This is a genomic window from Neobacillus drentensis, assembly GCF_036965645.1.
In the GTDB taxonomy this organism is placed as follows: domain Bacteria; phylum Bacillota; class Bacilli; order Bacillales; family Cytobacillaceae; genus Neobacillus; species Neobacillus drentensis_D.
In genome coordinates this window covers 1-14,860 of sequence record NZ_JBALPZ010000195.1, presented here as the reverse complement: position 1 = coordinate 14,860, position 14,860 = coordinate 1, and the positions used below count along the sequence as shown (strand labels likewise).

Annotated in this window: 13 protein-coding genes and 3 pseudogenes; 8 read left to right on the top strand and 8 right to left on the bottom strand. The window is 34.7% G+C overall.

The window, feature by feature from the left end; all coding sequences use genetic code 11:
* Positions 1–117 precede the first annotated feature (117 nt).
* Positions 118–1,605 (bottom strand): ABC transporter substrate-binding protein, encoded by a 1,488-nt coding sequence (locus V7266_RS27785; RefSeq protein ID WP_335472453.1) that lies wholly within the window; start codon positions 1,603–1,605, stop codon positions 118–120.
* Between the two features lie 253 nt (positions 1,606–1,858).
* Positions 1,859–2,134, bottom strand: coding sequence for a nucleoside hydrolase (locus tag V7266_RS27780; protein ID WP_335472452.1), 276 nt, complete (start codon positions 2,132–2,134; stop codon positions 1,859–1,861).
* Positions 2,135–2,139: 5 nt separating this feature from the next.
* On the opposite strand from V7266_RS27780, the pseudogene V7266_RS27775 reads away from it, so the two are divergent.
* Positions 2,140–2,504, top strand: a pseudogene (locus V7266_RS27775) (ComEC/Rec2 family competence protein); the annotation flags it as partial.
* Positions 2,504–2,717 (top strand): annotated as a pseudogene (locus V7266_RS27770) (DUF3006 domain-containing protein). The pseudogenes V7266_RS27775 and V7266_RS27770, both read left to right, overlap by 1 nt.
* A gap of 11 nt (positions 2,718–2,728) precedes the next feature.
* Here the strand turns inward: V7266_RS27770 and V7266_RS27765 are convergent.
* From V7266_RS27765 to V7266_RS27750, 4 genes are all read right to left on the bottom strand, one after another.
* The gene (locus tag V7266_RS27765; protein ID WP_335472451.1) at positions 2,729–3,421 is read right to left on the bottom strand and encodes an ATP-dependent DNA ligase; all 693 of its coding nucleotides are present in this window, start codon (positions 3,419–3,421) and stop codon (positions 2,729–2,731) included.
* Positions 3,422–4,320: 899 nt separating this feature from the next.
* Positions 4,321–5,043, bottom strand: a complete 723-nt coding sequence (locus V7266_RS27760; protein ID WP_335472450.1) for an NADPH-dependent F420 reductase — start codon at positions 5,041–5,043, stop codon at positions 4,321–4,323.
* 264 nt (positions 5,044–5,307) lie between these two features.
* Positions 5,308–6,435, bottom strand: a complete 1,128-nt coding sequence (locus V7266_RS27755; RefSeq protein WP_335472449.1) for an NtaA/DmoA family FMN-dependent monooxygenase — start codon at positions 6,433–6,435, stop codon at positions 5,308–5,310.
* Positions 6,436–6,466: 31 nt separating this feature from the next.
* Positions 6,467–7,510: an LLM class flavin-dependent oxidoreductase gene (locus V7266_RS27750; RefSeq protein ID WP_335472448.1), complete on the bottom strand. Its 1,044-nt coding sequence runs from the start codon at positions 7,508–7,510 to the stop codon at positions 6,467–6,469.
* A 206-nt stretch (positions 7,511–7,716) separates the two neighbouring features.
* Here V7266_RS27750 and V7266_RS27745 point away from each other — a divergent pair, with 206 nt between their 5' ends.
* Entirely contained in the window at positions 7,717–8,085 is a 369-nt protein-coding gene (locus V7266_RS27745; protein ID WP_420491511.1) for a winged helix-turn-helix transcriptional regulator, read from the top strand.
* Positions 8,086–8,168: 83 nt separating this feature from the next.
* Positions 8,169–8,585 carry a MarR family winged helix-turn-helix transcriptional regulator gene (locus V7266_RS27740; protein ID WP_335472447.1) on the top strand — a complete coding sequence of 139 codons (417 nt, stop codon included), beginning with the start codon at positions 8,169–8,171 and terminating at the stop codon, positions 8,583–8,585.
* Positions 8,586–8,721: 136 nt separating this feature from the next.
* Here V7266_RS27740 and V7266_RS27735 read toward each other — a convergent pair whose 3' ends face one another.
* Together V7266_RS27735 and V7266_RS27730 are read right to left on the bottom strand one after the other, a co-directional pair.
* Entirely contained in the window at positions 8,722–9,156 is a 435-nt protein-coding gene (locus tag V7266_RS27735; protein ID WP_335472446.1) for a site-specific integrase, read from the bottom strand.
* A 143-nt stretch (positions 9,157–9,299) separates the two neighbouring features.
* A pseudogene (locus V7266_RS27730) lies at positions 9,300–9,446 on the bottom strand (ATP-dependent DNA ligase); the annotation flags it as partial.
* Between the two features lie 853 nt (positions 9,447–10,299).
* On the opposite strand from V7266_RS27730, the gene V7266_RS27725 reads away from it, so the two are divergent.
* The 4 genes from V7266_RS27725 to V7266_RS27710 all read left to right on the top strand — a co-directional run bounded on the left by V7266_RS27725 (position 10,300) and on the right by V7266_RS27710 (position 13,920).
* Complete coding sequence (locus V7266_RS27725) at positions 10,300–11,259, top strand: DUF3231 family protein (RefSeq protein WP_335472445.1); 960 nt, start codon at positions 10,300–10,302, stop codon at positions 11,257–11,259.
* Between the two features lie 384 nt (positions 11,260–11,643).
* On the top strand, positions 11,644–11,868 hold the full coding sequence (locus tag V7266_RS27720; protein WP_335472444.1) for a hypothetical protein: 225 nt from the start codon (positions 11,644–11,646) through the stop codon (positions 11,866–11,868).
* A 23-nt stretch (positions 11,869–11,891) separates the two neighbouring features.
* Positions 11,892–12,347, top strand: coding sequence for a hypothetical protein (locus tag V7266_RS27715; RefSeq protein ID WP_335472443.1), 456 nt, complete (start codon positions 11,892–11,894; stop codon positions 12,345–12,347).
* Between the two features lie 334 nt (positions 12,348–12,681).
* Positions 12,682–13,920 (top strand): IS110 family transposase, encoded by a 1,239-nt coding sequence (locus V7266_RS27710; protein ID WP_438825778.1) that lies wholly within the window; start codon positions 12,682–12,684, stop codon positions 13,918–13,920.
* Positions 13,921–14,860 lie beyond the last annotated feature (940 nt).

The window sequence follows — 14,860 nt, the reverse complement described above, 5'->3', positions numbered from 1 at the left end:
CAAAATTAAACTACCTGTCCCCTATTGAGTTTAGGGAACAGGCAGCATAATCGGTGCTTTTTCGTTGTCTCATTTTAATAGGTCAGTTCAATGCTCACTAGCTCTCTTCTCAATTAGTTAATTATTCTTTTTCCACTTATCAAATTGCTTTTGCTTTTCAGCAATGATTTTATCAATGCCTGCTGCTTTTAGTTTTTTATTAAATTCTGCTAAAGCCTTATTAGGATCTAAGCCGCCAGCTTCAAGTGCACCTTTGTACTGATTGATAACGTTTGTACTTGCAGCAATTTCTGTTTTCACCGGATCAGGATTAAACTGGAAACCAAATGCCGGAGAAATGACCGCTGAATCATTAAATTTGAGCAATTCATCCCAATAATTCACATTATTGCCTTGCCAAACATGAGTCAAAGCATTGTCTCCAAGTTCCCACTGATTGAATACATAGTTTGATTCTTTTACTCCATCTGGTAATTTTATCGTTCCATCGGAAGTTACTTGGTAGTGCTTACCCTCAATACCATTCGCTAACAGGTTCATAATATCTTTGTCGGTATAAAGTAGGTTCAAGAATTGCATCGTCTTTTCCGGATTTTGGCTATTTCTTGTGATCGCCAAGTTAAGTCCGATTGCAGCATCTGTGTAAGAATATGGTTTTGTAAAGGTAACAGCTACCATTTCATGCCCCGTCATTGCTGATTCTTGTAGAGCAAAGCCTGGCTTCTGATGCGAGAAGTAACCAAAGCCTTTACCTGATTTAACAATAGATACGGTGGCATCGGTAATGTTTGCTGCATTTTTTAAGGTATATCCTGCATTATACCATTGTCTTGCAAGTTCCACAGCTTTAACATACTCTGGCTGTTGAAACAAGTTTACAACCTTTTTTTCTTTAAATGATACAACACCTAAAGAGTCACCAAGATAATCAAAATTTCCACCGTCTATAACCATTGCAGGTTGGTTAAATGTTGTGGTGTTAGCAATTGGTGTCATGCCAGGTTCGTTTTCTTTTACAGTTTTGAAGACATTGGTTAAATCTTCAAAAGATTTTATTTGGGATAGATCGATATGGTATTTGTCTACAATATCCTTTCGCATAACAAATCCATAATTAGCTGCGAAGTCTCTTATACTTGGAACTCCGTAAATTTTGCCATCGACCTTAGCTCCTTCAAGTACATGCTTAGGAACAGCATCGATAATGCCCTTTCCATATTTCTTTAATAAATCATCTAAAGGAAGAAACTGTCCTTTTGTTGCTGGCAAAGAGTAGCCTGCAGTTCCTGTTGCCAAAATAAGATCCACTTTTTCATTACCTGTTAATAGTAGGGTTGATTGCTGCTGCCAAGCTGCAGCTTCAATCGGCATAAGTTTTACAGTTGCGTTAATTTTCTTCTTGGTAATTTTGTTAATTTCGGCCTGAACTGCAGGAAGGTCATCAATTTTGGTAAAATACAAGTAGGCCATTGTGATTTCATATGGCTTGTCCTTTGAATCTCCCCCACTAGCCGACCCGCTGCTTTCCTTCGAGGAACAGCCTGATAAAACTACTGAAACTGCCATCACCAACATCAGAAAAAATGTTAACGCTTTCTTTTTCATTCGTTTTCCCCCTTTTTTAAACAATTATGTACAAATGCCTGATTTTTTTTGCTTTTTTGAATTTTCAAACATTCGTATTTCTAGTATAAAAAAAATAGATTAAATTGAAATACTAATATTACGACTTTCTATTTTCACTTTTACGACTTTTTGTTTTAATTTCACGACATTTTCCTGTCAATATCCCTTAAAACGATACTTTTCTTCATTAGTTATCTATTAAAAAAGCTCTGATGTTATGAATATCAGTGCTTTAATCTTTGCCCTTGTTTTTCAATTCGGCAATTTCGTCTACAGTGATCTCAGCCTTTGTAGTGACATCTAAACCGCTCATACCTTTCGCAACAGGAATGTCTTGATTAACAAAGTTTAATAATTTAAGAGCGTTATCGGTAATATTCTCCAAAATAGAATCCCCATCCACCGTGGTAATCCCTATAATGTTCAATTCTTGAGGATGAGCGATTGCCAGCAGAATGGCAATCGCATCATCATGACCTGGGTCGCAATCGATGATAATATGTCTCATGTTCAGTTAAAACTTACTCAACTAGTGATTTAAATGACTGGAGTGCAGTTTTACGTTTAGTATATGGAAAGAAATCCTTCCTATTTACTGGAGATGCTGAAATAAAATCTGAAATGGATATGATTAATTCTAAACAAACAATAAAGTCGGTCATCATGGCGCATCAACTTCCACTAGTTCTGCCTTTTTGAATGCTGTTAAACCAACGTATGCGGTCGTAAGTGTAGGTAAAAACAGTTATGGACATCCTACAAGTACAGTTATTAATCGATTAAATGCACTAAAAATAATAACTTATCGTACCGATAAAAGTGGGAATATCATATTTACCACTAACGGTACAACTATGAGCGTAAAGACGGTGAGATAATGAAGGGAATTATTGATCGATTCGAAGGAAACATTGCTGTAGTGGAAATTGAAGGTACTACTAAAGACTTCCCTAAATCCATTTTCCCCAAAAATGCAGCAGTTGGAGATGTGATAGTAATAATTGATGATAAGGTCGAAGTTTTAAAAGAGGAAACAAAAAAAACTAAGACGAGAAATTGAGGAACTTATGAATGATGTTTGGGAAGTCTAAAAAAGAGTGAACTAATTAGCCCACTCTACGAAACTAGGGATTCTAAGGAGTCCCTTTTTTGTTATATTTCGATACTTAACCTTCACCTTTAATTTAGGATCAAGATAAATAAACTTTTCATTTTCTTCTACGATAAAATCGTTATATTGCCTATAAAATTCCTTATGATTTGCTGTCGGCATAAACTCCATTAATCCTGCATATTTACCATCACTATAGTTTAATAGTAATCCAAATTTATCTTTCCTTAGTCCAGATATATAAACATTATCATATTGATAATTAATTACTTTAAGCCAATCATAAGAACGTTTATTAATATGATACTGTGAGTCTACTCTCTTCTGTACAATCCCCTCAAGTTCATGCTGCTTAATCAATTCAAAGTATTGTACGGCTTCCCCTTTTATCCATTGGACTTTATTTAATAAAGGTGTGTCTTCTGGTACTAATTTATTTAATATGTCTTTACGTTCTAACAATGATAAATTTGTAATTTTTTCGCTATTATAATAAATTATGTCAAATACACTATATGAAATTTTGCGATTAGATTTTGTACTAAAAAAACGTTCCATTGTGGCTTCAAAGTCCGGTCTTCCTAATTTATCTGTAACAATGATTTCACCGTCTAGGACAGTTCCATTAGGGATAGGAAGGTTTATTAATTCAGGGAACTTAGAGGTTATTTCATTATTTATCAAGACCTAAATTAAAAAAAGTTAGATAAACTAAAGAACACGACATATTTTATATGACTAATATGTTAAGCCCTTTCTTCTTCAACTAACGCCCCCTTTAGTTGAAGTTCATTTATTCACAGATTTCTCAATAATCGTGGAGGATATGGCTACAGGCGATTCGCAAATATCCCTTTCGTGTGTTAGCCCATTCCCTTGCTTTTGGTTGCGGGATTTTTAGTTTGATAAGACTCTTTTAGCGAGTTTAGTCTTCTTCCAGCGCTTCCATATTTCTGCTAAGAATATTCATAATTTAAAAGATGAGGACAAACAATTCATAGCTAGAACATCCGAAAATCCGAGCTCCACAATAAACTAGGGATGAGATTTTCAATAATTATTAAATAAATTTGAGGTACGACCGAGATTCTTATAAAAACGGGTCACATATGGATATTCATTCCATATGTGACCCGTTTACTGTTTATTCCGGAACATCTCCTTCTAATGGTTGTGGAATGTTCTCTAAATCAATTGAATAATTCCCAAATGCTTAACGTGCCGGTTAAATAAGTATTGAGCAGGACAAGATCCTCCTTAGAAAACTGGTTCCTCTCTTTAATGAGATCCCATACCATAAAATAAGTGTCATATCGACTACGTTCTGAAAAATCACTGCATTTGCCACCAAATCATTATATAGCCATAAATAATAAAATTCTCGAGAAAGTTGGCCTTAAAGACTTAAACCAACTCCTCGAGAAAGCACACTCAGCTATTGAACCGCCGTAACGGAACCGTACGTACGGTGGTGTGAGAGGTCGGGGGTTATTTACCCCCTCCTACTCGATTCCAAATTTCCAATGTTTTCTATTCAATTTAAAATTAAATACTATCGCAATCATCAATATGGGTTTCCTAAATTATGAATTATATGTTTCTCTGTTTAGATTTACAATATCTTCATGAGATAATTCAGCTGAAAGCTTCTCTATTACCTTATCCCGTAGGAGTGGGGCTTTTTCTTTATCTGCCTTTTTGAGCGCTTCCGTTAGTTCCTCTTTTGTTAGTTCTGTGCAGTATGCAGGAGTTCCTGGTTGTTGTCTCCATGAATCACTTAAAGAGCCACTATCCACTGCATCAAAGCCTAGTTCGTTTGCTACGTCCATGATTACTTGTTTATGTGATTGGTCATTACCGGCAATCGCATAGGCAATGCGACCACTAGCACCTCTGGGGGTTCCTTTATTTTCTAATGTATAAGCTAATTGGTTGTTGAAAGCTTTAATGACAGGTCTTCCTAATTGATTTGAAACCCATACACTTTCAACCATCCCGTTCTCAATTTCTTCAATCTTATTGTCTCTAAAAGGATAATAATTTGAGGTGTCTACAACGATTACTTCCTCTCCAACTTTATCTACAATGTTACGAATGCTTGGCATTACAATAGAAGGGAGAGATATTATAAGAACATCAATATTTGTTATTACATCTTCTAAATTCACAGGTGTTGCATCAAGCTCTCTTCCTTCTAAATGTTCAATTCCTCGGGTTTCTGCAATTTTGACATCATGTCCATTCTTAACTAATTTTTTAGAAATATTTGTCCCTATTACTCCTGCACCTATAATTCCAAATCTCATTATTGTTCCTCCTAAATATATTTTGTTCGTTTATGATTCCATATCAGTTATGAACTATTCCAATCGCCTCAACACGCAACACAAAATTGTCTACATTCCTTTTTTAAGGATTAAGGTAATTGTGTGTTTTGGTTACAAATAATATAATTAACCCTATATAGCCAATAATACCGAAAATTAAAATCAGCTAATGCTTATTGCGTAAAAAAGTTCCGTTGCTACACAGACCCCAACTTCTCCTTCTGATGTCTAGTTTAATTTTTGTTATTCTTTAAACATATTCTCAGGGTAAGGTAGCTCTAAATTTCCTCGAAGTGTGTTAGCCTCATATTCCTTTTTGAATATGCCTTTTTCTTGTAATATGGGGACAACTAACTTAATAAAGTCCTCAAATCCCGCTGGGTAATCTTGTCTAATTAGTAAGATATCCATTACCCCTTCTCTATACCAATGTTCTATTTTCTCTGCCACATTCTCCGCTGATCCCATCAGTTGAGGCCTTGGCAATCTATGACCAATAGGCATTAATGACTCTATTTCTCTCAATTTTTCTAGTGCTTCTGTTTCTGTTTTACCAACTATCGGGCTATGAGAAGGCATTATCAGCAGGTTATTTGGTGATCGTCCTTGATTTTTTACTCTTCTTTTTAGTTCAGCGGTATATCCCTTTAGATAATCAAAATTATCACCAGGAGCCATAATGACTTCAGCATGCTTAGCAGCTATATCCATAAAAGCCGAGGAAGTACCAGCTTGAAAGACAACTGGTCTACCTTGTCTAGAACGACTAATATTTAAAGGTCCATCTACTGAAAAGTAATTACCTGTATAATTTAATGAATGCATCTTACTTGGGTCATAAAATACTCCACTTTTTTTATCTCGTATAAATGCATCATCTTCATACGAATCCCAAAGACCTTCAACAATTTCTAAAAATTCTTCTTTCAGTGGATAAAGATCTGATTTTCTTAAATGAGTACGGCTATAATTTGCTAAACCTCCTGGATTAGAAGTGATAGCATTCCATCCGGCTCGTCCGTTACTAATCTTATCCAGCGAAGCTATCTGTCTGGCAACTGTAAATGGATCAGCATATGAAGTAGCTATTGTAGCCGTTAAACCTATGGACTGAGTTACCATACTCAATGCAGACAAGATAGAAATCCCTTCAAACATGCTAAGGTAATGTGGTATCATGCCCGGTCCAATATGACTGACGTCAGCTAAAAAAATCGTATCAAACTTCGCATTCTCAAGTTGCATGGCTTTTTCAACATAGAAATCAATATTTTCACTTGCGTTTGCTGGTATATCAGGATGTCGCCATCCAAAATAGCTCCAACCAACTCCGTCGATGATACCCCCAAGTCTAAGTTTTCTATCAATCACTATTGAATTCTCCTTCTTACATACCGAATCTTTAATTTCCCTGCATTAACCCTAGTTCCATTGCCAATAATTCATGTCCTCTTTTTCGGCTTTCTTGATCTGGATAAAAATCAGCAATAATAATTTCATTAACTAAACACGCCTTCGCAGTCTTAGTAAGTTGAAAAGCGACGTTTTCTACACTGCCAATAATAAAACGTTCTTTATTTCTTTCCTTAGCTCTTTCTTCTTCTAGAGTATATTTGTGATTTTTGGCTTCTTCTGGTGTAGGAAATGTAAGGTTTTTTGAACCTGTACTCATTCGTGCCCAAAGTAACTCTACCGGTCCCGCAATATACTTAGCCTCTTCTTCCGTTTCGGCTGTGATAACAATAGTCGCCAACATACTTTTCGGTTCACTTAAATAAGACGAAGGTTTAAAGTTAGAATTGTAAGTTCTTAACATCGGAACAGCTAATTGTGGTGCCAGATGTGCAGCAAATACAAATCCTAAGCCTTTTTCAAGTGCAAACTGTAATCCACCCTCGCTAGAACCCAATATATACATATCAGGTACCATCGATTTGTCCCCAGGGGGATTTATGTTACTAAAAGGATGAGTATTTTTGAAGTTACGGTCAAAAAAAGAAAGTAGGTTATCTAATTGCTCAGGAAAATCATTTACTCCTAATAATTCTTTGGACCTCAGCAAAGCCCACATAGTCCAGCCATCAGTTCCAGAGGCCCTCCCTATACCAAGATCAACTCGACCAGGATACAAACCTTCTAAAAGAGTAAAGTTCTCCACCACTTTTAAAGGACTGTGATTAGGTAACATAACTCCACCAGAACCTACACGAATGTTTTTGGTATGAGCAGCTGCATGCATACTTAACATATCAGGTGAGGTACTCATCAAAGTAGTTGTATTGTGATGCTCAGTGAACCAATACCTGGTGTATCCCAAACGGTCTGCTAATTGAACCATTTCAGTTGTATTTTGAAGACTTTTTCTAGCATTACTTTCTTTATTAGGTGATGAACGAAGTCCAAAATAGACAGTTTTAGTCCTGAATTTCCTATATCCACTAATCAAAACCTCCTTTCTATGTTATAGTTAGTTAGCTTGCTAACTATAAAACCAAAAATAATGATAATGTTATCGTCTTTCAGATAATTAACTAGTAATTATTTGCTTTGGTTTATATGGACAATCATAAAGTCAATATGAATTGATGAAAAGAGGGCAATATAAATGGATATAGTACATATTTTTGTACTTTTAGACAGGAGTGAAATAAATTGAAGGTTTGTAAAGATGGTTTTCAAAGAGAGTTTATAGATGAAAAAGAAGATATGTACGCAATAGCATTTACTCAGAATGTCTTATCTGGACGCTGGAAGTATTTTATTCTTTGGTACTTAAAAGGAACTACACGTCGTTATTCCGACATCAAAAATTTTCTATGGGACCTATCACAAGGTTCCCTCACTAAGCAACTAAGAGAATTAGAGAATGATGGTATCATTAAACGTGAAGTGTTTCCTGTAGTTCCACCTAAAGTAGAATATTCCCTCACAGAAAAAGGAATGAAATTAATCCCTGTTCTAGATATGATGGAGGCTTTTGGTAAAGAGTATGGTGAAAAGGCAAAAAGTACAAACGATTAGTTGGGCTTTAACCCATAAATTGACTTGAAATACACTTCAAATTATAGTTAGATCACTAATGATTTTAGACGGGGAGTTTTTATATGTTAAATGATGAAATAAGAGAGCTTCTAGACAAAATTTCGTCACAGACACGAAGAAATTACAATCATTTACTACATGATCTTAACTTGCATGTTGGACAAGATAACCTTTTATGTAAACTATGGAGAGAAGATGGATTAACTCAAGTTGAACTTTGTAACAAATTAAATTGCGAGGCTCCCACAGTTACTAATATGGTTAAAGCTCTTGAGAAGAAAGGGATAATAATTCGAAAAAAAGATTACAACGATAAAAGAATTACTAGAATATTCCTTACCGACACTGGAAAAGAACTTGAAGCCCCTGTTAATGAAAAGTGGAGAAAACAACAAGAGAGGCTATTAACAGATATTACTTTGGACGAGAGAATGCTTTTAAGAAGGTTGCTAAAACAAATGGAGGCAAATCTTTTCTAGTAAAAGGTACTACTTCTACATTGATACCCTCATCCTGCTTACTCACTAATCCGCCTCAAATAAAAAAGCAATGGCTTCTAAGGTATTGCTTTTTTTAACCTTTTCAGCATAAATATAAACATTATAGATCCTGTTTTTACCATAGAAAAACATTAATAAATTGTTCTTTCGTGACTAAATCAACCATAGCTTTATATAGCTCTTCATTTCGATATAAGTAATCATAAAAACCATTTACAGCTGTAAGAATTAGATTGATAGTGTTTTCCTTTTTTCTCGCTTCAGTTGGTTGAAGGGGAACTACTTTATTAATTCCGTATGGATTGCGAAGCCATGCAATAAAGTCCACCAAATCTTTTAATCTTACATCTTTATATCCTAGATTTACATCCTCTAGGAATATAAAATACTCCTTCAATGCATAACAGTACGTTTTTTGAGTATTTGGGCTTTTCCCCCGTGAATCTAGGTATTTTATGTATTTCATCACTGGAAGGACTGGCATCCCTTTGTCATCCAGTAACATGTATCTTTTCATATTGTTTTCCAATATGACTTCCTGAACTTTCATCTATGTCCCCCTAAGATCCGTTTACATATTATACATATTGAACTTTTATTTTTTAATCTGGTTAATAATTATAATATGAAAAAAAATAATAGAATAGCTTCATATATTATACTAATTGGTCTACTATTATTATAGTATAGTTAATCATTATTATGGCGAGTATAGATCCTGACTTTATCTTCAAACTTAGTCCAGATTGTACGAATTCCGTCTAATTTTAATTCAGTTATATAATTGTCATCATCAAAAGGATGATCCGATTTGTGGAGTAACATAGGAGAAATAAACAAATATACCACCTCAAGATAATTGTACCATGACAAATGATATCTCAAGATGGTAGTTAAATGTAAATATTAAGAAAGATTGCCATTCATTATTTTAAACCAAAGCTACCCATTTGTTTAAGCGAAAATATTCACAATCTTTTTTTCCTTAACAGAATCTAATCCTTTAACGTGTAGGGGTGTATCAAAAAAGACGCCTTCTTATTCAAGAAAAGCGCCCGATTCTTGAATAAGCAGCTACCTACTATTAGCTGGTTTTGTTGAAAAGTAGATACTTTGCAATTACTTAAATTCACTCCTAAGCAAATATACAAAATCAGGAGTTTTAGCTCGCCCATTTGGCTATCACATAAGAGAAGGTAGGCTCCCTGGGCTCAACTTCTTTCATCTTAGTTGCTACACCCTGTCCTCAATAATTTACCGACGTTGCCAAAAAATCTATTTCACCCATATTTTCAGAAATACTACTTTTACTCTCGGTGTAAGTATCTATTTATATGTCACGAAAGATTTTATGGTGCCCTATTTTTATTAGGTTTTATGATCATAGTAGCCAGGGTGGAACGGCTCTTCCAGTGGGGACTTGATCCCGTCCACAAAACTGTTCGCCCTCTACAAAATAACTCACTTTCCCCCATTAAAGGAAGTTAGCTTTAGATATTCACCTCAATATTTTTGAATCATTATATTACCAACATCAGTTTGGTCGGATATATAAAATGTTGTTCCTTTTCGAAAGATTCAATCCCATACAATGAAACTCTAAGTGTATTTAGGAAGAATTACTGATTCATGAATAATCAAGAATTTTTTTTGACAAAATAAAAAAAGAAATTGAGTCTTTAGGGGGTATAAAATGAACGTAAATGAATTAGGTTTCCTTTGGTACTTACAATCAAGTTCAAACATGATGAATTTTTTATTAAAATATCTTAGTGAAACTTCTGAGGATACCGATTTAAGGAATATTTTAAATGAAATATATGAAATCTCTACATATCAAGAACATGAGGCTACTCAATTATTGTCTGAGGAAGGTTATAAAGATACACCGTTCTTCAGGGAAGATGATATATATAGTTCAACAACAAAGCTATTTTCAGACCAATTAATTATAGAGATCTTAAAGCATATAACGAGTAATGGATTGCGAGCGCTTGCTGTTCAATATATTGAATTAACAGATTATAAAGTAAAAAAATTTTATAAAAAAATACTTAATGATGTAATTCAATTAGATTTTTCTTTATTAAAATTGCTTAATGATAAAGATTTATTACAAAATAATTCCTTCTCTTACAAAAAAGCAGATGAAAGGGATGGGAAACTATTCAAAGTTGCTTCAACTCAGCAACGGCCACTTAATGCGGTAGAATTGGCAAATATGTTCAGTGCCCTTCAATGTAACAATGTTGGAGTTGCTCTTTGTACCGGTTTTTCTGAAGTCGTAGAGGATATGGACACAAAGAAATTTATACTAGAAGGGAAAAAGTTAGCATTTTATCAATCAGCCTCTTTATCCGATATCTATAGAGAAAATGGAATTCCAACTACAACTGGACTAGAGGCTCACGTTAATAAAGTAAAGGAATCACCTTTTTCAGATAAATTAATGGCAAACTTAATAATGTTCCTTAATCCAGTAAGTATAACCAATCTACAAAATGCAGTGGTATCCAGTTATAAAAAGGATCATATAGATTCTTTAAAGGAACTAATCAAGATGATTGAAAACTACTCAGAGAAAGGGCTGAAGTTATTAATAAGGAAAAATTGGTTTAATGAACCACCTGTATCTAATTGGTCACATAAATAGAAACGTGGCAGGTGCTATTCAAGAAATGGAAACTTCTCGGCACATAGGCCAGATACACGAATTCCATAAGCGACACCCCGCGTCATGCCCCCCCAAGTGAGCAGACGTCCAGCCAAGATCAAAGATGGATATTTGGAAAAGGTTAAAAATTAGCATCGTAAGAAATCATTTGTATTTCTTTCAAGCTAAAAAAGCATTATGGCTAAAACCCTTTCTATCGCATTCAGTAAAGTCGCTCTAATAAAAGAATTAAAAAAGTTCCCAGAATACGGCTGATGGTCAAATAAAAATATTTTCAAAAATAATGTAAACAGATAACTTACCAGTTCCGAAATCTTTAGAAACAGTAAGCTTCAACATACTCTTCTTTTTTCCGGTAAGTTAATGCTGTATTATATCGTTTTTTCGTTTCAAGCTGCACAAAACTATCATGGAGCAGGACTAGCACCAGCCATTCGTACAGACCTTGTGACCGCTTATGAGGGTACTATTCTCAAAAATCTCATCGTAACAAAGAAATGGTTAAATTTAATATTATGGTACAAAAAAATGGTTAGAACACCCCCACTTGCTACTAACAGAAAAGAAATTGCAAAAGACGTCCAATAAGCATTATTGCTGGGGGTTATTAAATGAATAAGAGTATATTTGAAAAATTAATATGGAGCATTGCACTTCCTGGATTTGGACAGTATTTAAACGGAAAGTATTATAAAGGCACAGTTTTATTAATACTTGAAATTTTTATAAATATACAATCCAATTTCAATCGGATTATACTTATGAGTTTTCACGGAGAAATTGCCAATGCAATAAAATATGCAAACTATCAGTGGTTGATGTTTTATCCTTGTTTGTACTTTTTTTCTATGTGGGATGCAGTTAAAGACGCAGGAGGAGACAAAGCCCCTTATTCTTTCCTTCCATATGTGTTCACTGCGTTTTTTGTAACTGTTGGATTAATTTTCTCCTCAGACTTAATGATATTTGGAGTGTTATTGGGTCCTGTATGGCTCCCAATGTTGTTTGTTTTTCCTGGAATAATATTCGGATTTATTGTTGGAAAAATCTTAAATAAAATATCTTAAAAAACCATCACCTTAAATATTTTAGAGGATGGTTTTTTAAGTTGAATTTGCATGAAAGTTTATTTAACTAAATGCCTCGTTACTTTAAGTACATTTCTCCACATCTTTATATACTTTAACAAGAATAGTCACTTTTCTATTAAGTGTTATTCAACAATCTGGCCCAATTGTTGAACAAAGATCAATCTGACCTCTTCCACTAAACTGCTCCTTTAGCATTCCTGTAGATCGTTATTTTTCGACTTTGAAAAAAATAGGGTCCCTCAGTAAGATATGAGTATAGACACCACTCTAACTCACAACCTTAGGAGGAACCCTACTATGAAGTTTTCTAATAGAAAGAATTTCCGTTAAGCATCTTGTTGTAGGTGTGGATATAGCCCAACAATTTCACGTGGCCAGAGCCGTAAATTTCCGTGGAATTGTAGTTGGAGATCCACTTACATTCAATAATAATGAAGAAGGATTTGCTAATTTACTAAAATGGATTAAAAATCTTCAAAGATTAAACAACCTAGATGAAGCTATTGTTGGGATGGAACCAACTGGACACTACTGGATCAATCTTTCAAAATGGCTTTCAAGGCAGAATATTGAGGTAGTAACTGTAAACCCACATTTAGTAAAAAAGAATAAAGAAAATCGAGATAACACTCAATCAAAAAGTGATAAAAAGGATGCTTTAGTTATTGCTGATATGGTGAAGAATGGTTACTACTCAGAGGTTAGGTACACATCAGAATCATTTGAAAAACTAAGGGTTCTAATGTCTAACCGTGATGTAGTAGTTAAACGCCTTGTTAGTGCTATTAATCAATTAAATCGTTGTGTAGATATTGTTTTTCCTGAACTCCGACAGGTGTTTAAAGATATTGAGGCTAAGGGGGCAATCGCAACCCTGCGATTATTTCCAATCCCAGTGGAATTAGAAACTCTGCAGCCTCACGATGTTATTACAGGTTGGAAATCAATCATGAAGAGGCAGCCTGGATTAAAAAAGGCCCTATTACTCCTCCAGTTAGCCAAAAAATCTGTTGGTACTAGACAAGCACTTGATGCTTATAAATTCCATTTGGAGCAGTTATTAGAGGAATATGATTTAGCTGTAGCACAACTCGTAAGAGTTGAACAACAGGTTACCGAAGCATTAAATAAAATTCCTTTCGCCAAAAAGCTCCTTACCATTAAAGGAATTAGTGAAATTTCTTTAGCTGGCATATTAGGTGAAGCAGGAGACTTAAGTGGTTTTTCTCATGGCAATTCTCTTCTTCGCCATGCAGGGTTCCATTTAGCTGAAGCAAGTTCAGGTAAATGGAAAGGCCAAATTGTCATTTCTAAGCGAGGACGTTCCAGACTAAGGAGATTCCTTTACTTAGCTACAATGAGTCTTGTGATGAATAACCCAGAATTTCAAGCATTACATTCTCAAAATGTCAAAGTTAAAAAAATGAAGAAAATGAAATCCATTATGAAGTTAATTGGCAAGTTGGCAAGGATTTTTGTATGTATATCTAGACGAAATGAATCCTATTGTCCTGATAAGCTCAAACCATTTTCAGCAATAGCAGCGTAATAACTTACAGAATTGAAGATTGTTTGTCCCCTTGAAATAAATAATTTAAACCACTTATATTGACCGAATATTGGCTTATTCGTAGGATTTCAAATATGTACGGAGTACCAGATTTATTGAACATAAGGGCACTGACCCATCAGTTTAGCATGACTGGCCTCCACCCCTTGGATAGGCATGACGAAGGAATGATAGGGCAAATGACCCGTTGAGACATAGGAGGGAAAGCCTCCAGGGGCGGCGTGGAGCATGTACATTATATGGTAAATTGTGGAGTTACACTTTACTCCTCTATTTAACTATGCCTTCACGAAGCCTTAATGGTCTGAAATCATTTCTTTTATCCGTTAAACCTAATTAAATGGATATGAGATCCTGCGAATAAGCGAGTATTCGGGAGAAAATCGTATTAAACTGAGGGAGTTCAATAACGACAATGAAAAAAGGGACTGCCGACAACAGCCCGTTTTTGTTTTTTAAAGTATAGCACCCTTAGTAAAACAAGATTACTCATGTAATGGTTTTTGGGGTCTGTCCTTGCAAAAGTAACAACTATCATCACCACAAACATCATACACCCATTCATTACATTGTGGACAAAATTCCGAGTCATATGACTCATAAAGGATTATTTCATGACCACAATTTTTGCAATACTCACGTACGAATATACCTTCTATTTCAACACCGTCGATTATTACACTATCTTCTTTAACTAAGATTTTTCTTTTCAAATTAATGTGTACCTCTCCTGTCACTAAAGTTAAATTATTGAAACCCCTTTGTTCAACGGAAGCACCCATTAGTTTAAGTGCGTTTTTTCACAAACTTATCCTTTTTACATTTCATTAATTCACCAAATGTTCCCTATTAAACGAATTATTACTCTTGGTATAAACATTAAGATGTTCCAAATCACTTCAAATAAAAACTCAATTAG

Excerpts from the sequence above, each read along its gene's own strand:
- V7266_RS27715 (WP_335472443.1), top strand. The coding sequence starts at position 11,892 with ATGAATAAGAGTATATTTGAAAAATTAATATGGAGCATTGCACTTCCT.
- V7266_RS27740 (WP_335472447.1), top strand. The coding sequence starts at position 8,169 with ATGTTAAATGATGAAATAAGAGAGCTTCTAGACAAAATTTCGTCACAG.
- V7266_RS27780 (WP_335472452.1), bottom strand. The coding sequence starts at position 2,134 with ATGAGACATATTATCATCGATTGCGACCCAGGTCATGATGATGCGATT.
- V7266_RS27725 (WP_335472445.1), top strand. The coding sequence starts at position 10,300 with ATGAACGTAAATGAATTAGGTTTCCTTTGGTACTTACAATCAAGTTCA.
- V7266_RS27760 (WP_335472450.1), bottom strand. The coding sequence starts at position 5,043 with ATGAGATTTGGAATTATAGGTGCAGGAGTAATAGGGACAAATATTTCT.
- V7266_RS27720 (WP_335472444.1), top strand. The coding sequence starts at position 11,644 with ATGCTGTATTATATCGTTTTTTCGTTTCAAGCTGCACAAAACTATCAT.
- V7266_RS27735 (WP_335472446.1), bottom strand. The coding sequence starts at position 9,156 with ATGAAAGTTCAGGAAGTCATATTGGAAAACAATATGAAAAGATACATG.
- V7266_RS27785 (WP_335472453.1), bottom strand. The coding sequence starts at position 1,605 with ATGAAAAAGAAAGCGTTAACATTTTTTCTGATGTTGGTGATGGCAGTT.